Raw genomic sequence first — 19,662 nt, forward strand, 5'->3', positions numbered from 1 at the left:
GCTTAGGGAGCGTTGGGCTGTATAGTGATGGGGCAAATCTGCGCAACAAAGCCAAGGCCCGGCGGTCTGGCTGTAAACGCAGGCAGTGCCTCATCAGCAGGAACTGCAAAAGCCGGGATAGGAGTCGGCTTTATAGCCTGCTGCAGATTTAGTGCTACAAAGGAAGTAGTAGCCTCTAAAGATACTTTTTGTTTAACAACGGTTTTTTGCTTTTGCTCTTTTGCCAACTCTGTTGAGGGCTTAGAAGCTGCATTTTCTGCTGAGCAGCTGAAAGCAACCACCTCCTGGCCGTTGAGCATGAGTGCCCACAGCAATGTAACAGACATTAAAAGATGCCTGAAATAGCAGGATATGGTTTTAGTATTCAGCATGTATAACCGCAAATGTAATGGCTTTTATTTAAAAAAATAAAATATTAGCGGTTAATATCCAAAAAGCGCTTTACATCCTGCTTTTTACCGATAAGTATAAGTATATCTGAAGGATAAATAATGGTTTCGGCTTTAGGTACCCCAATAATATGTTCTACCTGTGTCGGCTTTCCATCCAGTATCTCCTCAAAAAAGCGCTTAATAGTAATCAGGTTGATGTTGTACTTTTCGCGAAGGGATATTTTAGACAAGCTGCGGTTAGCGATATTGCGGGGAGCGTTAATCTCTACAATTTCGTAGTTGTCCGGCAAAGGCAGGAAAGTCCGGATACTTGGCTGTAGTAAACGTTCTGCCACTGTTTTACCTACCTCACCCTCTGGCGAAAGAATTTCCTGCACACCCATCTTTTCCAGAATGCGGCGCTGCTGTTTGTTGGAGGCGCGCGTGATAATGCGTTTAATATTTAGCTCCTGCAGGTTAGCTGTGGTAATAAGTACCGCTTCAAAATCTTCGCCGATGGCTACTATAACGGCATCCATGTCCTGCACATTCTGCGCCTCCAGCGCCCGCATGTCTGTTGCGTCCAGGGCTACGGCATAGGCTACCTGATCTTTTATATCCTCTACATGGTCTACACTGTTATCTATGGCAAGAACTTCTGCTCCGCGCTCTGCCAGCGTAGTTGCTATAGATCTTCCAAAGATACCCAGGCCAATTACAGCAAACTTGTGCCTCATGCTTTTATTTTTGAGTTAAGGAATGTAGTAACCACTTCTAAACCTCTTTCGAAGTGGTTGTTGTTCGGTATAATAATGTCGGCATCGTTCTTATATGGCTTAATGTACTTCTCGTAAGTTGGAGCCACGTGGTTTGTGTAACGGTACAGTACATCATCCAAGTCGTAGCCGCGCTCGATGCGGTCACGCACAATGCGTCGTTGCAGTTTAATGTACTCTTTAGCGTCGATATATACTTTCAGGTCCAGTAGCTTGGCTATCTCCTCAAAATAAAAAACAAAGATTCCCTCTACTACTACAATGGGAGCCGGTTTAAACTCCAACTGCTTGGGTACTACATTGGGGTTGTTGAAAGTATATTCGGTGCGGTAAAATGTTTCGCCCTGGCTAATGGTTGCTATATCCCGTGCGTAGGCATCATCATCAATGCAGGACGGCAGGTCGAAATTAACGACTCCATTTAAATCTTTTGTTTGATGTTCTCTGGGTTTATAGTAATTGTCTTGAGAAATAAGACATATGTCTTCGGGTGAAAATGAAGTTAGTAGCTTATTCAAAAAAGTAGTTTTTCCTGAAGCACTACCTCCTGTTATTCCGACAATAAATGGCTTTTGCATAGGAAGCTAAGGTTTCAGGCCACAAAATTAAGGTTAAAAGCACTACAAGGCTACTATGTAAGCGCAAAAATATCTGGTGTTACTGTGTTTTTAGAAACTCAACCAGTTTACGGATGGCCCGGCCACGGTGGCTGATCGAATTTTTTTCCTCACGGCTCATTTCAGCAAAGGTTTGCTCATAACCGTCGGGTACAAATACCGGGTCGTACCCAAAGCCTTTGTTTCCCTGCCATTCCTTTGTTATAGTACCCTCTACGATACCTTCAAACTGATGTTCCTGGCCATCTAAAAACAGGGTGATAAAAGTGCGGAAGCGGGCGTGTCGGTTATCCTGACCCTGAAGGTTCTTTAACAAGTGATTTATGTTGTCAGCGTCGCTGCGTTGCGGACCAGCATATCGGGCCGAGTAAACGCCGGGCGCACCGTGCAAGGCTTCTACTTCCAGGCCAGTATCATCAGCAAAGCAATTAACTTTATAGTTTTCCCACACATAAACAGCCTTTTGCCTTGAGTTGCCCTCCAGTGTGTCCTGGTCTTCGGCAAGTTCTTCCAGGCAGCCTATATCCTGCAGGGTAAGCAGTTTATACTGGCTTTCCAGCATTTGGCTTACTTCAGCTACTTTGTTTCTGTTGTTGGTGGCAAAGCAGAGTTCAGTCATAAGAGTAAGTTTAATATATTTATATTTAATGTGCTAGTAGAAGGTTTTTGCAAGAAGGCGCTTATTATTTCCTCTTTTATTTTTGCTGTCTGTTAATCGAAGGAATAAACTCAGCAACAGTAAAAGCAATAAACGTTACCATAGCACCTTCTAGCCGTTGTCGTCTGGGTGATAGTATTGAGCTGTATGGCAATAAGCTAGCCTCAGACCGTTCCATAAAAAAAATGTTAAACCCAAAGGCCGTATGTTTGCTATTTTTAATGCAGGTAAGCTGCTACCTCATTCTCTTCCAGCACCACTGTTACGTGCTCACGCAGGGTGGTAGCCAATGAATAGCCCGTGTAGGTGGCAGTAACAGGATATAAGGTGTGATGGCGATTGACTAGAGTGGCTATTTCTACCTTTTTAGGGTTGTGCTGCAGAAAAGCGTTAAGTGTGTAGGCAAGTGTCTTTCCTGTATTCAGTACATCATCTACCAGTACCAGGTTTTTTCCTGCGATGGAGTTTTCTTCCAGATCCAGTTCCAGGAGCTGCTGTACAGGCTCATTCTCTTTTAATGTGATGCGCAGCAACTTAACCTTCAAGAGAGATATGGATTCTAATTCCTTTGCCAGCATCTGAGCCAGTGTATAACCGTTGTCATGAATGCTTGACAGCACAAGTTCCTGTTCTTCAAAGTTATGTTCGTACATTTCAAAGGCCATCCGCTTTATTTTTTGAAAAATTTGCCCTTTGTCAAGTATCAGGTTCGTATGTGGGTGTGTCATGAGTTGCGAAGCTGTGGTTGTTAATGCCGCCATGTAGCTAGCTGCGTCAGCAAAAATAAGATATTATTTGCAGGCAGATTTGGTTTAACGATAAAATAATTTGGCTTATAGCGTTTTAATTAAAAAACATTTACTAAATTTGCAGTCCGATTCGAGAATTAAGGTTAATTAACGTTTATAATAATGAAAAAAGGCATTCACCCAGAATATAGAGAGGTCGTTTTCCAGGATACTTCCAGTGATTTTAAATTTATCACTCGCTCTACTATGACTTCAAACGAAACAATCACTATGGAGGATGGTAAAGAATACCCTGTAATCAAAGTGGAGGTTTCTTCAGCTTCTCACCCTTTCTACACTGGTAAAAACATCTTCGTTGATACTGCTGGTCGTGTGGAGAAATTCAACAAGCGTTATCAGAAAAAATAAGCGTAACCAACAGGTTAAAACGTTTCAAAAGCAAAGTCTTCTCGTTAGTTTCGGGAAGACTTTTTTATTTTTGTGTCTATGAATATCATTCTCTTTGATGAGCCGAGTATTCGGGAGGCGTTGCTGCCCCTTACGTTTACCCGGCCTGTTGCTGAAATTCGTGTAGGTATACTTACCATTGCCGAAAAATGGCGGAAGTTTTTAGGAGAAAATGTCTCTTACCTTACACAGCCATATCTTCAGGATAAATTTGATTTAGTCACTGATACACATAACTGGTACATTAACGGTGCCGTCTGCCCTGATGAAAGCCTGGTGGAAACCATCAAGTCACTTAAAATGGGAGAAGCCTTGTATCATCAGGGAATCCTTATCGCTATAAATAGTGATAACCTGCAGCCGCATGACATGGAAGAACTGGTTAGCTACTCTACCTCTAAGAGGCATGAATGCGACACCTGTACTATTGTGAAAGAGATGTGGGAGATTTTTCAGTTTAACGGGCAGCAGATCCGGAACGATTTTAAAATACTTACCGCTGGCCGCCAAAGCCAACCTCTGAATGATAGGTTTACTGCAGTTTATGGCGAAGAGAACATTTTTATAGAAGAGGGGGCTATAATAAGAGCGGCTGTTCTTAATGCAGAAGATGGCCCTATTTATATTGGTAAAGATACACAGGTGCTGGAGGGCGCTTTAATAAAAGGACCTTTTGCTTTATGTGAAGGTAGCTTTGTGAACATGGGCGGTAAAATGCGTGGAGACACTACCATAGGCCCGTTTTCTAAAGTCGGTGGAGAAGTCAGTAACTCAGTTATATTTGGTTACAGCAATAAAGGGCATGAAGGCTTTTTAGGTAACTCAGTGCTTGGCGAGTGGTGTAACCTGGGCGCTGATACCAATACTTCTAACCTGAAAAATAATTATGCCCAAGTAAAGATGTGGAGCCATGCCCAGAAAAATTTCCGCAACACAGGCTTGCAGTTCTGTGGCCTTATTATGGGTGACCATAGCAAGTGCAGCATTAATACCATGTTTAATACAGGTACAGTGGTTGGGGTGAGTGCCAATATATTTGGTGCAGGATTTCCTAGTAACTTTGTGCCGTCTTTTAGTTGGGGCGGGGCATCAGGTTTAGAGACCTATCAGTTCCAGAAGGCTTGTGAAGTGGCCGCTAAAGTCCTGGAAAGGAGGGACCTAAAGTTAGATGATATAGAAAAAGCTGTTCTTCGTGAGGTGTTTAAAGAGACGCAACAGTACCGTACCTGGGATAGCTAATTATCATCACTCTCACCATAGGTGTTAATCATATTTTAAATATTTAAGTACCAACGTGCAATTCGCAACTATCATAGGCCATCAGGAAACAAAGCAACTGCTGTTAAAATCGGTGCAACAAAACCATGTGGCGCATGCACAGCTGTTTTTAGGGCAGGAGGGAAGCGCTAATCTGGCGCTGGCTTTGGCTTATGCCACATACATAAACTGCGAAAACAAACTTCCGGATGATTCATGTGGAACATGCGGAAGCTGTGTGAAAATGAATAAGCTGGTGCACCCGGACTTTAACTTTGTAATGCCGGTTACCAGTACCAAATCAGTGTCTAAAGATGTGCTGAGCCAGAAGTTTCTGGGAGAGTGGCGAGAATTTATATTAACAAGCCCATACCAGGGATTAAATGAATGGATGCAGCATATCGGAGCCGAAAATAAACAAGGCAATATATCTAAAGAAGAAAGCCGCCAACTGGTAAAGCTGGTATCGCTAAAGGCTTTTGAAGGAGATTATAAAATTGTGCTGATATGGTTACCGGAACTTATGCACTCAGCGGCAGCTAATGCCTTACTGAAGCTTCTGGAGGAGCCACCATCTAAAACTCTTTTCCTCTTGGTATCACAGTCGGCAGAAAAGTTATTGGCTACCATTACCTCGCGTACTCAGATTATGCAGGTGCGAAATTTCACAGAGCAGGAGATTATACAGTATCTGCAGGAGCAGCAAAACACTGATCAGACCACAGCATACCAAATATCACAATTGGCAGAGGGTAATCTGAATGCCGCTATTAAACTTACAGCCGAAATCAGTAGCGATTATTTTACGTTCTTTACGGAATGGATGCGCTATTGCTATAGTTATAAGTTTGGAGAAATGATAGACATGAGCGAGAAATTTCAGACATCAGGCCGTGAGAACCAGAAAAACTTCCTGTTGTACGCTCTTAACCTGTTCCGTAAGGTTATGTTATTCGGAGTAGATGCCTCTTTAGTGTCTTATCTGCCTCCTAACGAATTAGATTTCGTGCAGAAGTTCTCTAAAGTAATAACAGGAAACAATGCCGGGCAATTAGCAGAGGAACTAAACCAGGCACATTATCATATCGAGCGAAATGCAAATCCTAAGATGGTGTTTGTAGATAGCTCCATTCAAATTGCCGGCTTTTTGCGTGGCAACAGTTAATAAATTATGATGCAAAACGATATCAAGAACAAAATTATACGGATAGGCACACGAGGCAGCAAACTGGCATTATGGCAAGCCGAGGCTACAGCCGAGAAACTACAGTTGGCCGGGTTTGCTACAGAGCTTGTCATCATCAGTACTAAAGGAGACCAGGTGCTGGACCGCTCACTGGACAAAATAGGTTCTAAAGGGGTGTTTACAGAGGAACTGGAAGAAAGCCTTCGAGACGGAAGTGTTGAGTTAGCCGTGCATAGTGCCAAAGATGTGCAGTCTACCATACCGGCAGACCTGGAGCTGCTGGCTTTTATGGAGCGCGAAAAGGTGAATGATGTACTTCTTTCACTCGACCCGAACTTTAAGCTGGAACGTGATCGTAAAGTTGTAATTGGTACTTCATCAACCAGAAGAAAAGCTTTGCTGAAGAAATACTATCCGGATGTGACCACTGCCGAATCAAGAGGAAACCTGCAGACTCGCCTGAAAAAGCTGGAAGATAAGCAGTTTGATGCCCTGATGCTGGCTTATGCTGGTGTACATCGCATGGGCTATGATGATTTAATTGTACATACTTTTCCGGAAGATGAATTTGTGCCTGCTGCAGGACAGGGTAGCGTAGCCATAGAGTGCGCCAAAAACCTGGGCTCTGAGTTGAAAAAAGGCATTAAAGAGGCATTAGACCATACAGATACCCATGTTTGTCTTTTAGCCGAGCGTGCTTTTCTGAAAACAATGGAAGGTGGTTGTAGTATCCCTTCATTTGCCTTGGCTGCGCTTAAACCTGATAGGGTAAGCATAACAGGTGGCATCGTAAGCCTGGATGGCAGAACCCTGTTGCAGGAAACAATGGAGGCTCCATTAGCTGAAGCTGCTGCACTGGGAGAAAAAATGGCACGGACTATTCTTTCTCAGGGAGGAGAGCAGATACTTAAAAGTATAAAAGAACAACGTGGCGAAGTATAAGTAGGCAAATAATAGCTACGGAACTATAAAGTAAATATTCCCCTCTCTGTGTCAGTTAGATATATAGAGGGGAATTTGTTTTTCATTAATATTTAAAGATTTTTAATCTAAATTTAATATTCTTTAAAAGGATTTAATTCGCTTTTAATTAAGCTTTAATTATAGGCTAATATAATTGTAAACAACCTATATCCTAAAGGTTGTTTACAGTTAAGATAAAAGCCTGTGAAAAAAATACTGATTCCTACTGATCTTACAAATGAGTCGCTGGGCCTGATAAAATTTGGGCTTCAAGTTTTAAAAGGCGAAGCATGCCAGATTATATTGCTGCACGTTATTCCCTTGCCCGATTCCATTACAGAGTTACTAATGCTGTCAAGAGATGAGGAAAAGCTGGAAAAAGTTAATACTGCCTTCTATAAAGCTATAGAGCGTATCAAAAAGTCTTATGTTGTAGAGATTATCAGCTTAGATGTTGTGCACCTTTATGGCGACAGCCCCATAAAAATTCAGAACTACATTGATGCAAATAACATTGATTTGGTTCTTTGCCCGGTTACTGCTTCTAAACCCTCTGCAGGAAATGAAAAAGAAAAGCTCAGAGAGTTATTCAGCGATGTTACCTGCCCTATCTTATACATTCCTGATAATATTGAGAATAACCAGTTCAGGAAAGTAGCTTATGTACTTGACCCGGATGATAAGCACTCTTTGCTGCTGGATGAGTTCCTGCTTACGCTGACAAGTTCCAGTGACTATTACATTACTTTTCTGGTAGTGTTTAAGCCTGGTACTAACATGGAGAAGTTGGAGTACATTATTAACCGGGTGTACTTTAATGAAAAGCTTAAAAACATGAACTGCTCTGTTCACCTGCTCCAGGAAAATGATTTTACCGGTGGGGTCTACACTTTTATAGAAGAGTTTAAAGTAGACTTGCTGGTGACAGGAAAAAAGAAGCATTTTCTGGGGAACATTTTCACCAGGAAGCGGATTTCCAGTGAGGTGGCTAAACATACTAAAATTCCTTTTCTCACCATTGTCTAAGTTGGTGACTAACGATTCTGGCAATAGGAATACATTAGATTTCATTCAGTGTGTTCAACGCATTAATCTTTGGTTAATATGTTACTAAAGAAGAATATCCCTCTCAAATACATTTTTGGGAAGGTAAAATATGAAGTCACTTTTGTGGCTATATATGCCACTTGCATAGTCATTTGGGACAAGTACTTCCATGTGATCAACATTTCGATCCCTTTAAGTGTGCCTATGGTGTTGGGTACTGTGCTGTCCCTGCTTTTAGCCTTTAAGTCTAACCAGGCATACGATAGGTGGTGGGAGGCCAGAATTATATGGGGAGCCATTGTAAACGACTCGCGTACTTTAACCAGGCAACTGCTCAGCTTTGTCTCAGACCCTTATGTTTCCGTGCAGCTTAAAGAGTTCCAAGACCGCTTCATAAACAGACAAATTGCCTGGTGCTATGCTTTAGGGCAATCTCTTAGGAACAAACCAATAACAGAAGAAATTAGAGAGTACTTAACGCCAGATGAGCTTGTCTTTGTTAGCAAGCATGATAACATACCAAATGCCTTACTGCAATTGCATGGCAGAGACTTGAAGGAATTACTAGAGGAAGGGCTTGTAAACAAATATCAGCAGATAGAGCTGGATAAGACACTATCGAGGCTTTGTGATTCGATGGGAAAGTGTGAGCGGATTAAGAACACTGTATTCCCGGTAACGTACAGCCTGTACATTCATTTTTCTTTGTTCTTTTTTATCCTGTTAATGCCTTTTGCCCTGCTGGATACCTTCGGAATAATGGAGATACCAATGGTTATTACTATTGCTATTGCCTTCTTTCTGATTGAGAAGATGGCTATTCATTTGCAGGATCCTTTTGAAAACAAGCCAACCGATACTCCTGTAACAGCTATCGCCAGAACAATAGAAATTAACCTGAAACAAATGCTGAACGAAAGTAAACTGCCAGAGAAGATAAAGGCAGGAGAAAGTGATTATTATTTGCTGTGATCATTAGTTTAAAACAAAAGCAGCAGCCTTGGTAAACCAAGGCTGCTGCTTTTGTTTTAAACTATCAAGAGACGGTTATTTACTGCTGATCTAGCAATCTAAGCCTTTTCGGCTTCAATTGCCTCTTCTGTTAAAGGTAATTTATTTGAAGACCGTGCATAGCTTAAAAACGCCAGCATATCACTCTTAACCACTGGAGCTAATAAATAAAGCCCGATCATGTTAGGTATACTCATGGCAAAAAGCATTGCGTCAGAGAAAGCAACCACGCTGTTTAACTGCATAGGGGCACCAAGCACAATAAAGGCACAGAAAATAACCTTAAAGCTAATATCTGCAACTTTATTGTTTCCGAAAAGATACGTCCATGCTTTAAGACCATAATAAGACCAGGTAATCATAGTAGAGAACGCAAAAAGGATAACAGCGGCAGCCAACAATAGTGGAAACCAACTGATAACAGTGGCAAAAGAAGCGGAGGTAAGTGCAATACCATCTGCCGATTCTAGGTTATAAGAACCTGTCACCACAATAACCAGTGCTGTCATGGTGCATACAACCACGGTGTCAATAAAAGGCTCCAGGGAAGCGACAAAGCCCTCTGTAACCGGAACATTGGTTTTTACTGCTGAGTGAGCGATTGATGCTGAACCAATTCCGGCTTCGTTAGAGAACAAGCCTCTTCTAAGGCCTTGAATCATGGTGCCGACAATACCACCACCTATGGCACTGCTGGTAAAGGCTCCCTCGAAAATAAGACCAAATGCATCAGGTATGTGTGTGAAATTAGCAAGAAGCACAACAATGGCTGCTAAAATGTAAATACCGCACATAAGAGGAACTACCCTTTCCGTTACCTGGGCAATACTTTTCATGCCTCCCAGAATTACCAGCCCCACCAGCACAGCTATAATTAAGCCGAATATCCAGGCGTTACCTCCTCCAAAGAACGAGTCTGCACCGCCTGTCACGCTTATCATTTGCTGTGTTGCCTGGTTAATCTGGAACATGTTACCAGCCCCAATAGCGCCTCCGATACACATTAACGCAAAGAAAGCGGCCAGAAATTTACCTAGCTTAGGCATTCCTTTTTCTATGCTAAGCCCCTTACTGAGGTACTGCATCGGGCCACCGGAAACAGTACCGTCAGCATGTGTGTCGCGGTATTTTACACCCAAGGTACAGGATACAAATTTAGACGACATGCCCACCAGACCCGCTAAAATCATCCAAAAGGTAGCGCCAGGGCCTCCAAGAGATATGGCAATGGCTACGCCTGCTATGTTTCCCAAACCGACAGTGCCTGAAACAGCGGCAGTTAATGCCTGGAAGTGTGAGACTTCACCGGGGGCATCTTCCTGGTTATATTTTCCCCGTACAATATGAAGCGCATGTTTAAAGCCCCTGATGTTAATAAAGCCCAGGTAAAAGGTAAAAAAGAATGCTCCTGCTAATAACCAGACTAATATAAGAGGTACAGAAATGGTATCTGTTATTTGAAGTTCATAAAAGATAATATCTGAAATGAACTGAGCAGCGGGACCAACAGCTTCATCTATTCGCTGATCAATAGATACTTTGGGTGCTCTAGCCTGAAGGCCGCTTAAAGATACAAGACTAAGTCCTGCAGAAAGTAGGATTCGTTTCATTTAGGTAGGATAAATTGATTCGTTTCACCTTAAATATAACATTTTCTGCCGCCTTTATAAAGAAGATACCTGTTTTACATCTTATGATCTAACTTAATATTAGATTATTTAAATTTAATTGGTAAGATAGTGGTGAATTTTGTCTCATGGCAGAAATGGTACAATATCGTAGCCTTATAAAAAATGTACTACTATGTTGTAGCTTTGTCATAATACATGCCAACTGCCTTTGGTGTAAGGTTGTGTTATGATAAAGTGGAGGTGTGGGGCGGAAGGAATTTGTACTTGTGCAGCAGCTTAATTTGGAATACAGCAAAAAAAGGGAAAACTTATAGCTCTTTTTAGAATAGTTTAAATTGTTATGTTTAAGAAGCAAAGTGTAAAGCAACTTGTTTTTTCGGGAGCTATTATAGCAGTAATGGCCCCATCAGTAGTTTTTGCTCAGAAGGCACCCAAAGGTAAAGATGAACTAGTAACCATAGAGACACCTAAAGGAGAGATAAAACTGGTGCTGTTCGATGATACACCAAAGCATAAAGAGAACTTTTTGAAGCTGGCAAACGAGGGCTTTTACGATGGTACTACTTTTCACCGTGTAATTGATGGATTTATGATTCAGGGTGGCGATCCGAACACAAAAGATGATGATCCTCGTAATGATGGTGCCGGAAACCCGGGGTATACTGTTCCGGCGGAAATAAACTCAAATCATAAGCATGTACGCGGAGCCCTGGCAGCGGCACGTTTAGGCGACTTTGCTAATCCTGAGAAAGCTTCCAGCGGATCGCAGTTCTACATAGTGGAAAACCATAATGGTACACCAATGCTGGACGAAGCTTATACCGTTTACGGCCAAGTAATAGATGGTTTAGACGTGATAGACAAAATTGCAGAAGAACCTAAAGATGGTCGTGATCGTCCGCTTTCTGACATCAGGATGAAAGTGGAAGTAGAGAAAGTGAAAAAGAAGAAAATAGCTAAGAAATACAACTACGATTATAACTCTCAATCCCTACAGAAATAACCAACTCATGAAAAAAATATTGATTACAGGCTCCAATGGATTATTAGGGCAAAAACTGGCAGAGCTTTTACTAGCCAAAACTGATGTAGAACTGTTAGCCACCAGCCGTGGTGACAACAAACTTGCTGCCATTTACCCTACGCTGCCTTTTACCTCTATGGATGTTACTAATAAAGAAGAGGTAGAGCAGGTCGTAAGCGAGTTCAAGCCTACGCACATCATCCATACGGCTGCCATGACTAATGTGGATCAGTGTGAAACAGACAGGGAAGGAGCTCTAAAACTGAACCGTGATGCAGTGCAGTACCTTGTGGATGCGTGTGAGAAGCATAACGTACACCTGACACATCTTTCTACTGACTTTATTTTTGATGGCGAAGGTGGTCCTTATGGCGAAGAGGCAGAGGCTAACCCTATCAGCTATTATGGTGAGACAAAGCTCTTAGCCGAAGAAGTAGTTAAAAAAGCTACCTGCAAATGGGCTATATTGCGCACCGTGCTGGTGTATGGCATTGCACACGAATACGGCAGAACAAACATTGTACTGTGGGTAAGAGATAGCCTGAGAGCCGGTAAGGTAATTAAAGTAGTAAATGACCAGTTTAGAACACCAACTTTGGCCGAAGATCTGGCGATGGGCTGCTGGCTTGCCGCTGAAAGCGATGCAGAAGGAATCTTTAACATCTCTGGTAAAGAGCTGCTAACTCCTTATGATATGGCACTGATTGTAGCCGACTTTTTTGCGCTGGATAAGTCTCTGATCGACAAAGCCGACGCTTCTACTTTCTCTCAGACGGCTAAACGTCCTCCCCGCACAGGTTTTGATATCACGAAAGCTGAAACAGTGCTTGGATATAAGCCTCACACCTTTCTGGAAGGAATTCAGATGGTGGCGGAGCAGGCAGAGGTATAACCACTTGATACAGTTGTACAAAGGAGCAGCTAAAGCAAGTATGCTCCTTAAACAAACATTAAAAATATTAGATTCTTAATGGCACTCTAAAATGAATTGGCTATATTGTTTGCCAAAATTATAATACAACTACCTTAACCTGACCTGAAATAATTAACTACTATTACTTCTTCCTTATTTTATGAGTGCTAACAAAGAATCTTGGGGCTCTCGCGTAGGCCTTATTCTTGCTATGGCCGGTAACGCAGTGGGGCTTGGAAACTTCCTTCGTTTTCCGGTGCAGGCAGTGCAAAACGGTGGCGGGGCTTTTATTATCCCATACCTTGTCTGCTTTTTTGTGATGGGTATTCCACTCCTCTTTATAGAATGGTCTATGGGCCGTTTTGGAGGAAAGTACGGGTACCATTCTACGCCGTTTATTGTGGATACTATGGGCAAAAGCCGCTTTTGGAAATATATTGGCGTGTTTGGTATCTGGACTAATATTGCGGTTGCTGCTTACTATTGCTATATAGAATCCTGGACACTTTCCTATGTCTTTCATTCTATTATTGGTACATTCAGTGGTTTGGATCAGGATGGTGTTTCAAACTTCTTTGGCGAGTACGTAAGCTTGGGTGTGTCTACACTAGGTGTGCCTTATGAGCCAATCGTGTTCTATATACTTTGCTTGCTGTTAAATACCTGGATTCTTTCGCAAGGCTTGGCATCAGGTGTAGAGCGTGTTGCTAAAATCGGTATGCCAATGCTGATTTTGTTCGGTGCTTTCCTGGCTTTTAAAGGATTTACTATTACAGCAGGGGAAAACGGTGCTATAAATGATAGCTCGGTTGGTCTTAACTTCCTATGGACACCAAATTTTGACCAGTTGTGGTCTCCTACGGTGTGGTTAGCTGCTGCAGGTCAGATCTTCTTTACTCTTTCAGTGGGTATGGGTACGGTGCAATGTTATGCCTCATATGTTCGTGCTAAAGATGATGTCGCTCTTAACGCTATGTCTGCCGGTTGGATGAATGAATTTGTAGAAGTAGTATTGGGTAGTAGTATTCTTATTCCTATCTCCATCGGGTACCTGGGCATTGATCGTGTGACTGAGTTAGTACAGAGTGGCGGACTAGGGCTTGGTTTCAGAGCTCTTCCGTATTTATTCTATCAGTGGGGCGACTTCCTGGGAGCGTTCTCCGGTGTTATGTGGTTTGGCTTGTTGTTCTTTGCGGGTATAACCTCTTCGCTTGCGATGGGTACACCATGGATCGGTTTCCTGATGGACGAGTTTAACTGGAGACGTAAACCTGCAGCCTGGTCTTTTGGTGTTGTTGTGTTTGTATTGGGTATGCCCACTGTACTATTCTTTAAATATGGAGTGTTTGATGAGTATGACCATTGGGCAGGAACCGTATCGCTGGTAGTTTTTGCTTTACTAGAGACTATCTTGTTCTCCTGGGTGTTTGGCATACGAAAAGGCTGGCAGGAAATTATTTCTGGAGCTGATATACAAGTGCCAAATATTTACAAGTTCATTATCAAGTTTATAACACCTATACTGTTGCTGTGGGTGTTCCTTGGTTCTTTATTTACACCAAAAGGTAACGATTGGAGTGCGGCATTAAGTGGTAACTGGATATTAGATAACAGTTCTATTATAAACAGGCTGGCAAATACAAGCCTTAAAAAACAGTTAGCTGCTGCAACTGATCCATCACAGATTGAGTTTTTACAGGACCAGATATTTTTTGTGAATGCTGCGCGTATACTGTTACTTTCTGTTTGGATTATCCTGGCACTGCTGGTATATGTTGCGTATAAAAAAAGACTTAGAGAAGGAAGAATTTAGGAAACTATGAATACATCTGCGCTTGTTGTCATGCTCACCACCATGTTGTTGGTAACGGCATTAATGATATATTTCTTCGTTAAGGTGATAACAATACCTCCGAAGCCAGAGCCGGACTCTTATCTCGATAATGATGATGAGGTAGATCGTCAGGTTCCGAAACCACAATAAATTGCATGAAAAAATTAAAGTACTGGATCAGGCGCAACTTTAGCTTTTCTCAGCGTGAGGTAGATGCTTTTTTGGTACTGGTAGTAATAATGGTGCTGCTAACGGTAGCACCATTTCTATTTAATAGACTTTTTAGCCCAGGCATTACTAACAGTACTGTTTCTGACAAACAGCTACTGGATAGCCTGGTGGCACAGTTAGAGTCAAAACTGCCTGTAAGAGAACAGCCTGGGTATAATGAGCCATCTGTTACACTGCATCTATTCAATCCTAACCAGCTTACAGTAGAAGAGTGGCAGGCATTCGGGCTGCCAAAGTACCTGGCGCAACGCATTCTGAACTATCGAAATAAAGTTGGTGACTTCAGCTATAAGGCAGAACTAGGTAAAATATATGGTTTGCCTGACTCTGTGTTCCAGAAGCTGTACCCGTACATTCAACTACCTGAAGATCGACCCAAAAAGTATAGTGGTAGCCAGCGTGTGGCTCAGGATGAAAGCTCAATACCTAATCCAAGTGCTAACTCTAACTGGAGCAACAATCGTCCGAAAGAGAAGTTTGTGCTTGCCCCTTTCAACATCAACACAGCCGATACAACAAAGCTGAAGCAAATCAGAGGTATTGGCAGTAAATTATCAGCACGCATTGTAAAGTATAGAAACGGCTTAGGTGGTTTCCATAGCATGGCTCAACTGCAGGAGGTATATGGGCTACAGCCGGAAGTGGTTGACAGTCTGCAGAAATATACTTTTGTTGCCAAAGCTTATGCGCCACCGCAGTTAAATATAAATGCTGCCACCTCCGATCAACTGAAGATGCATCCTTATATTTCTTCTAATGTAGCACGTGCTATAGTTGCTTACCGGGAGCAACACGGGGAATACAAAAGAGTAGAAGATGTACAGCAGGTGAAGTTAGTAACAGCTGAACTTTTCGATAAGCTAAGGCCTTACCTGGCGCTTTAGCTCTTGCTTAACAGGTTTGTCTTACAGCATTGCTAGTGTCTGTGCCGTAAGTACAGCCTAAACAATATCCTTCAATAGAAAACAGAACTGGCGTAAGAAATTCTTACGCCAGAAAAAATAGTATTTTGTAAGCTACATGCTAAATTTATTTTCTATCAGAAAGAAAAATACGATACACAGCTGAAAGATCTTCTTCTCCAAAGCCTTTCTCTTTTGCTTGTCCGTAAAGTTCCTTAGTAGCTTGTAATGAAGGTAGTGCTACATTTTGTTCGTAAGCAGTAACACTTGCCAGGTGCAAATCTTTGTGTGCCCATTCTAGCGGAAACTGAGGTGAAAAGTCTCGGTTCAAAATTTTTACCTGTTTCAAGTTTAAGAAAGGAGCAGCGGCAGGTCCGCCTAATAGTGTCTCGCAAAGCTTTTCTTCAGAAATTCCTAAGGCGGTTCCGAGTTTTAGAGCTTCCGCAAAAGATGCCATTGCCTGGGCTAGCATCATGTTGTTTACCATTTTCATGCTGGCTCCCTGCCCATGTTCTCCTACATGTACTGTCTCTTTGCCCATTAGGTACAATAGCTCCTGCACCTGCTCAATGTCAGCGGCATTACCACCAATCAAGAAGATTAGTTCGCCTTTCTCAGCAGGAACCAATGAACCTGATACGGGTGCATCTAGATAGCGCTGTCCCATTTTGCTGGCATGCTTTGCCATTTTTATGGTAAAAGATGGATTAACAGTGCTGCAGTTTACCCAAAGCGAATTGCCAGGCAAAGCTTTTAAAAAGCCATTTGTTCCTAAAGCAACTTCTTCCACTGCCTCTGGAGTGGACAACATGGTAAATACCAAGCGACATTGTTTGGCTACATCTTCAGGTGATTCAGCTCGCGTGGCTCCTTGCTCTACCAACTCATCAGCTTTAGACTGCGTGCGGTTATAAACTACCATCTCGTGCCCTGCTTTTAATAAGTGAGCTGCCATACGACTGCCCATAATGCCTAATCCTATAAATCCAACTTTCATAATTCTTTCTTAGTGTTAATGGAATGCTAAACTTTTTCTGCTATAAAGATAGCTATTCTCTTATGCGAAAAATGTAGCAACATTGTTTTTGCTTTTATTGAAGAAGCTGTTAAAGCGAGGGGTAGCTTTAATAATGGAGGAAGCAAAGTTAGAGAAGTGGTAAAATAGGAAACGCATTAAAAGTAATACACCAACCTAAGATGAGGTTTGCTTGTAGTAGATGTTTAAGTAAGGATGATCTTCAGCAGGATTTATTCAGATTCAACAGGCCGAAAAGAAACTTCCCAGTACTTTTCGGCCTGTTGAGTGTAGTCCTGACAAGCAACTTAATAATATAATAGCGTTACCTGTTAAATACCCAAAACCATAATCAGAAAGTTTAGAAACTTCAAGGGCAAGCGAGGTACTGCCAGTTATAAGGACTAAGACCAGGAAGAAGCTGAATAAGATTTTATTCATAGCTGTATAAGGTATGTAAAGGGAGAAGAATTCTTCTCCCTTTAGCTGATTGTCTTATTTAGTTACTATGGTTGTAGTTGGATAATAAATTCCAAATGTTATAGCGTTAATCAAGCTATCCACAAAGGTGTGCTGAACAGTAACACTATAGTCTGATGCTCCACCAGCCAACTCGGTAGGGCTGGTAACGCTTACCGGAGCAAGTTCATAAATTAAATAGTGGTACCTGTACATTCTGCAGTGGGCTGTTACCTACAGTCATTGAGTAGGTGTAGCAGGAGGTTAACATCGTGGATAGGCACAGTGTTCCCACGAACAATTGCAATGTCTTTTCATCATAGTTTTAATTAGTAGATTGGGTCTGTAAAAAAGTGCGACAAACATATAATGTTCTTTTAAATATGAATAATCTTATAAAAAAAATAAAAAGGGTTTTTTAGATTCTGCTATAAGCTAATCGGAGTAGACAAAGATCAAGAAACGTAATACTGTACTGTTTGAAAGTGAGGTAGTTTGGGATAAGAAGTAGCAAACAAAGGTAAGCGATAAAAAGAATCCTGCTTTAAGAGAGAGCATGGTATGAATTAAAACATTGCCAGAAACGTAAGAGGAGCTGTGTCTGTAGAGTGTGCAGACACTATAAATTTAAATAGAAGTAGGATATAGGCTTATTGTTGCTCTCCTGATAAGTTAATTAGTTTCTCTGCTTTCTCCAGGACTTGGCGCTCTCCTTTGAAAGCGAGCATCTTTTTAGCCTCCTTAGTAGTAACCCAGCGGGCTTCATTTACCTCATGGTCATGTTGGTCTGTGTGGCCTGACATATAGCGTAACAGGAAAAAGTGAACCAACTTATGAAACCGCACCCGCTGTTTGCCTCTATTGCCAATATACCAGTACTCGATGGTCTCCAGCTTTTTAATTATATCAGTTTCAATGCCTGCTTCTTCCCGTACTTCTCGCACTGCTGTTACCTCTGGTGTTTCCCCGGAATCTACAAGGCCTTTCGGAAGCTGCCATCTTGCCTGTGGTCCAACAGATATAAGAGCCACTTCTATACCGGAAACGCCAACACGATAAGCAACGCCACCGGCCGATACCTGCTCTAGTACAGGAGGTTTGGGTTGCTCAGAAAGAAGATTTAACTGTTGATGCGGCATTGCTATAGCTTTAGAAACTGAGGTAGCAGACTTCTCAGGAAATAGAAAGTAACTACGTTATTAACGCTTCTGATCGTTGAGCCACAACAGGCTAGGGTTATAAGCCATGTCGTGCACACCTTTGTACAAAATCAGCTTTACATTGTTAGATTCTCTCTCGAACATAACAGGAGGGTCAGCGTTAGAAAAATATTTGTCGTTATCGGTGCCCTCCAGTTCTGGAGGCAGTACCTGTTCAGAAACAATGTATTCCATCTGTTCTTGGGAGATAGTGTCGGCAGGAGCAGCTAAAATATTAAAAGCCCTGATGGAGTGGCTGGGTGGTACTAGTAAATCATTGATACCATGAGCCAGAAATATAGGTACATTTTTAGCCTGATGAATTTGGGTGCTGGGGCTACGCTTTTTGGCTTCTTCTGCTATCTCAGTACCAGGAAAAGGCTCGCCGCCAAGTGCTGCACAAATCTGGTCGTTGTAATGCCGGTGGGGGTAGTAAAGGTTAAATTGATACCAGTCTACCAGGTCGAATACAGGTACCCAAGCCATTACGCCAGCCCATAGTTCAGGATGACGGCTGGCTGCTACCAGGGCTGCCATGGCTCCGCCCGAAGAGCCAACCAGGTACACCCGCGAAGAATCAATATTATCATGCTCCATGGCATAATGCACAGCGTCTACAATATCCTGAATTGCCACATCAGAAGCCATGGCTTCTGGGCGTTCGAAAACACCTCTATAATTTGGCTGAATAAAAGCCCAGTCATATTTCTCTGCCCATAGCGCAAACGGCAGACTTACTTCCTGCAAATATTCGCTGCTCCAGCTATGTAGTACCACCAGTAATGGTTTTTTTCGGTCAGATTCAGAAACATAATACAAAGCTGAGTCCAACTGCCCGTCGGCAGTCGATTTAATAGCTATATTCTGAACTTCCGGAAGCTGCTTTCTCCACTCTTCAATACTTTCTGCTGCAAATGTAGCGGGATATTGTTTAGAAGTAGTGTATTCCTGCATTCGCTCAATCGGGGGGATAGGGCGGTTTTTTTCACGGTTCTTCTGGTAACTGTCGCAGGAGCAGAGAGATGCGGTTATCAATATGTTTATGAAAAAGAGCAAGCGGATATTACTGCTCAGGAAACTTTTTGTTCTCTTCATGTTGAGTTAAGGCTTTCTAAGTTGTGAAACAGGAGCGCCCAAGTAGGATTCACAACTCTGTATAAGCTGCATAATTGTAAATGGAATTTAAATAATGCAGAATTTTATCCTAAGTTTACACTACGCTTAAATAAAGACTAAAGATATTGTATAGCACTGGTACTAAGTCATTAGGAACTAAAAGTGGTTATAATCTACAAGTTACACATAACCTTTCACACCTCAGCTTCTAAGTCTCCCTAAATCTTGCTAAATTGATTCTTTATATAAACCTGTT

At 42.1% G+C, this 19,662-nt stretch carries 20 protein-coding genes; 10 read left to right on the top strand and 10 right to left on the bottom strand.

Translation table 11 applies throughout. The features are described from left to right. Positions 1-2 precede the first annotated feature (2 nt). The 5 genes from LN995_RS12575 to LN995_RS12595 all read right to left on the bottom strand — a co-directional run bounded on the left by LN995_RS12575 (position 3) and on the right by LN995_RS12595 (position 3,183). Positions 3-326 (bottom strand): RNA methyltransferase, encoded by a 324-nt coding sequence (locus tag LN995_RS12575; RefSeq protein ID WP_229961428.1) that lies wholly within the window; start codon positions 324-326, stop codon positions 3-5. A gap of 89 nt (positions 327-415) precedes the next feature. After that, positions 416-1,108 carry a potassium channel family protein gene (locus LN995_RS12580; RefSeq protein ID WP_229961429.1) on the bottom strand — a complete coding sequence of 231 codons (693 nt, stop codon included), beginning with the start codon at positions 1,106-1,108 and terminating at the stop codon, positions 416-418. Beyond that, positions 1,105-1,725 carry a uridine kinase family protein gene (locus LN995_RS12585; protein ID WP_229961430.1) on the bottom strand — a complete coding sequence of 207 codons (621 nt, stop codon included), beginning with the start codon at positions 1,723-1,725 and terminating at the stop codon, positions 1,105-1,107. Before LN995_RS12585 ends, LN995_RS12580 begins: the two co-directional genes overlap by 4 nt. A gap of 79 nt (positions 1,726-1,804) precedes the next feature. Beyond that, positions 1,805-2,383 (bottom strand): non-canonical purine NTP diphosphatase, encoded by a 579-nt coding sequence (locus LN995_RS12590; protein WP_229961431.1) that lies wholly within the window; start codon positions 2,381-2,383, stop codon positions 1,805-1,807. Between the two features lie 257 nt (positions 2,384-2,640). Beyond that, positions 2,641-3,183 (bottom strand): phosphoribosyltransferase family protein, encoded by a 543-nt coding sequence (locus LN995_RS12595; RefSeq protein ID WP_229961432.1) that lies wholly within the window; start codon positions 3,181-3,183, stop codon positions 2,641-2,643. Positions 3,184-3,333: 150 nt separating this feature from the next. Between LN995_RS12595 and LN995_RS12600 the strand changes: the two genes are divergently transcribed. From LN995_RS12600 to LN995_RS12625, 6 genes are all read left to right on the top strand, one after another. Then, positions 3,334-3,579, top strand: coding sequence for a type B 50S ribosomal protein L31 (locus tag LN995_RS12600; RefSeq protein WP_229961433.1), 246 nt, complete (start codon positions 3,334-3,336; stop codon positions 3,577-3,579). 78 nt (positions 3,580-3,657) lie between these two features. Continuing rightward, positions 3,658-4,857, top strand: a complete 1,200-nt coding sequence (locus LN995_RS12605; RefSeq protein ID WP_229961434.1) for a GlmU family protein — start codon at positions 3,658-3,660, stop codon at positions 4,855-4,857. 55 nt (positions 4,858-4,912) lie between these two features. After that, a complete protein-coding gene (locus LN995_RS12610) occupies positions 4,913-6,040 on the top strand; it encodes a DNA polymerase III subunit (protein WP_229961435.1) in 1,128 nt (375 codons plus the stop codon). Between the two features lie 9 nt (positions 6,041-6,049). Next, positions 6,050-7,003 carry a hydroxymethylbilane synthase gene (gene hemC / locus LN995_RS12615; protein WP_229961478.1) on the top strand — a complete coding sequence of 318 codons (954 nt, stop codon included), beginning with the start codon at positions 6,050-6,052 and terminating at the stop codon, positions 7,001-7,003. Between the two features lie 225 nt (positions 7,004-7,228). Next, complete coding sequence (locus tag LN995_RS12620; protein WP_229961436.1) at positions 7,229-8,050, top strand: universal stress protein; 822 nt, start codon at positions 7,229-7,231, stop codon at positions 8,048-8,050. Positions 8,051-8,128: 78 nt separating this feature from the next. Next, on the top strand, positions 8,129-9,043 hold the full coding sequence (locus LN995_RS12625) for a bestrophin family protein (RefSeq protein ID WP_229961437.1): 915 nt from the start codon (positions 8,129-8,131) through the stop codon (positions 9,041-9,043). A gap of 98 nt (positions 9,044-9,141) precedes the next feature. On the opposite strand, the gene LN995_RS12630 is transcribed toward LN995_RS12625, so the two are convergent. Next, positions 9,142-10,692 (bottom strand): alanine/glycine:cation symporter family protein, encoded by a 1,551-nt coding sequence (locus LN995_RS12630; RefSeq protein WP_229961438.1) that lies wholly within the window; start codon positions 10,690-10,692, stop codon positions 9,142-9,144. 361 nt (positions 10,693-11,053) lie between these two features. Here LN995_RS12630 and LN995_RS12635 point away from each other — a divergent pair, with 361 nt between their 5' ends. The 4 genes from LN995_RS12635 to LN995_RS12650 all read left to right on the top strand — a co-directional run bounded on the left by LN995_RS12635 (position 11,054) and on the right by LN995_RS12650 (position 15,599). After that, complete coding sequence (locus tag LN995_RS12635) at positions 11,054-11,716, top strand: peptidylprolyl isomerase (RefSeq protein WP_377469238.1); 663 nt, start codon at positions 11,054-11,056, stop codon at positions 11,714-11,716. Between the two features lie 7 nt (positions 11,717-11,723). Beyond that, entirely contained in the window at positions 11,724-12,629 is a 906-nt protein-coding gene (locus tag LN995_RS12640; RefSeq protein WP_229961439.1) for an SDR family oxidoreductase, read from the top strand. Positions 12,630-12,810: 181 nt separating this feature from the next. After that, positions 12,811-14,463: a sodium-dependent transporter gene (locus tag LN995_RS12645; RefSeq protein ID WP_229961440.1), complete on the top strand. Its 1,653-nt coding sequence runs from the start codon at positions 12,811-12,813 to the stop codon at positions 14,461-14,463. A 176-nt stretch (positions 14,464-14,639) separates the two neighbouring features. Then, positions 14,640-15,599 carry a ComEA family DNA-binding protein gene (locus LN995_RS12650; RefSeq protein ID WP_229961441.1) on the top strand — a complete coding sequence of 320 codons (960 nt, stop codon included), beginning with the start codon at positions 14,640-14,642 and terminating at the stop codon, positions 15,597-15,599. A gap of 145 nt (positions 15,600-15,744) precedes the next feature. On the opposite strand, the gene LN995_RS12655 is transcribed toward LN995_RS12650, so the two are convergent. The 4 genes from LN995_RS12655 to LN995_RS12670 form a co-directional block, all read right to left on the bottom strand. Continuing rightward, positions 15,745-16,614, bottom strand: coding sequence for an NAD(P)-dependent oxidoreductase (locus LN995_RS12655; RefSeq protein ID WP_229961442.1), 870 nt, complete (start codon positions 16,612-16,614; stop codon positions 15,745-15,747). Between the two features lie 513 nt (positions 16,615-17,127). Beyond that, positions 17,128-17,307, bottom strand: coding sequence for a Bor family protein (locus tag LN995_RS12660; RefSeq protein ID WP_229961443.1), 180 nt, complete (start codon positions 17,305-17,307; stop codon positions 17,128-17,130). 434 nt (positions 17,308-17,741) lie between these two features. Then, a complete protein-coding gene (locus LN995_RS12665; RefSeq protein WP_229961444.1) occupies positions 17,742-18,230 on the bottom strand; it encodes an NUDIX hydrolase in 489 nt (162 codons plus the stop codon). A 60-nt stretch (positions 18,231-18,290) separates the two neighbouring features. Beyond that, positions 18,291-19,385, bottom strand: a complete 1,095-nt coding sequence (locus tag LN995_RS12670) for an alpha/beta hydrolase family protein (protein ID WP_229961445.1) — start codon at positions 19,383-19,385, stop codon at positions 18,291-18,293. Positions 19,386-19,662 lie beyond the last annotated feature (277 nt).

This window comes from Pontibacter silvestris (assembly GCF_020907275.1).
GTDB classification, from domain to species: Bacteria; Bacteroidota; Bacteroidia; order Cytophagales; family Hymenobacteraceae; genus Pontibacter; species Pontibacter silvestris.

Excerpts from the sequence above, each read along its gene's own strand:
- LN995_RS12575 (WP_229961428.1), bottom strand. The coding sequence starts at position 326 with ATGTCTGTTACATTGCTGTGGGCACTCATGCTCAACGGCCAGGAGGTG.
- LN995_RS12580 (WP_229961429.1), bottom strand. The coding sequence starts at position 1,108 with ATGAGGCACAAGTTTGCTGTAATTGGCCTGGGTATCTTTGGAAGATCT.
- LN995_RS12585 (WP_229961430.1), bottom strand. The coding sequence starts at position 1,725 with ATGCAAAAGCCATTTATTGTCGGAATAACAGGAGGTAGTGCTTCAGGA.
- LN995_RS12590 (WP_229961431.1), bottom strand. The coding sequence starts at position 2,383 with ATGACTGAACTCTGCTTTGCCACCAACAACAGAAACAAAGTAGCTGAA.
- LN995_RS12595 (WP_229961432.1), bottom strand. The coding sequence starts at position 3,183 with ATGGCGGCATTAACAACCACAGCTTCGCAACTCATGACACACCCACAT.
- LN995_RS12600 (WP_229961433.1), top strand. The coding sequence starts at position 3,334 with ATGAAAAAAGGCATTCACCCAGAATATAGAGAGGTCGTTTTCCAGGAT.
- LN995_RS12605 (WP_229961434.1), top strand. The coding sequence starts at position 3,658 with ATGAATATCATTCTCTTTGATGAGCCGAGTATTCGGGAGGCGTTGCTG.
- hemC (WP_229961478.1), top strand. The coding sequence starts at position 6,050 with ATGCAAAACGATATCAAGAACAAAATTATACGGATAGGCACACGAGGC.
- LN995_RS12625 (WP_229961437.1), top strand. The coding sequence starts at position 8,129 with ATGTTACTAAAGAAGAATATCCCTCTCAAATACATTTTTGGGAAGGTA.
- LN995_RS12630 (WP_229961438.1), bottom strand. The coding sequence starts at position 10,692 with ATGAAACGAATCCTACTTTCTGCAGGACTTAGTCTTGTATCTTTAAGC.
- LN995_RS12635 (WP_377469238.1), top strand. The coding sequence starts at position 11,054 with ATGTTTAAGAAGCAAAGTGTAAAGCAACTTGTTTTTTCGGGAGCTATT.
- LN995_RS12640 (WP_229961439.1), top strand. The coding sequence starts at position 11,724 with ATGAAAAAAATATTGATTACAGGCTCCAATGGATTATTAGGGCAAAAA.
- LN995_RS12645 (WP_229961440.1), top strand. The coding sequence starts at position 12,811 with ATGAGTGCTAACAAAGAATCTTGGGGCTCTCGCGTAGGCCTTATTCTT.
- LN995_RS12650 (WP_229961441.1), top strand. The coding sequence starts at position 14,640 with ATGAAAAAATTAAAGTACTGGATCAGGCGCAACTTTAGCTTTTCTCAG.
- LN995_RS12655 (WP_229961442.1), bottom strand. The coding sequence starts at position 16,614 with ATGAAAGTTGGATTTATAGGATTAGGCATTATGGGCAGTCGTATGGCA.
- LN995_RS12660 (WP_229961443.1), bottom strand. The coding sequence starts at position 17,307 with ATGTACAGGTACCACTATTTAATTTATGAACTTGCTCCGGTAAGCGTT.
- LN995_RS12665 (WP_229961444.1), bottom strand. The coding sequence starts at position 18,230 with ATGCCGCATCAACAGTTAAATCTTCTTTCTGAGCAACCCAAACCTCCT.
- LN995_RS12670 (WP_229961445.1), bottom strand. The coding sequence starts at position 19,385 with ATGAAGAGAACAAAAAGTTTCCTGAGCAGTAATATCCGCTTGCTCTTT.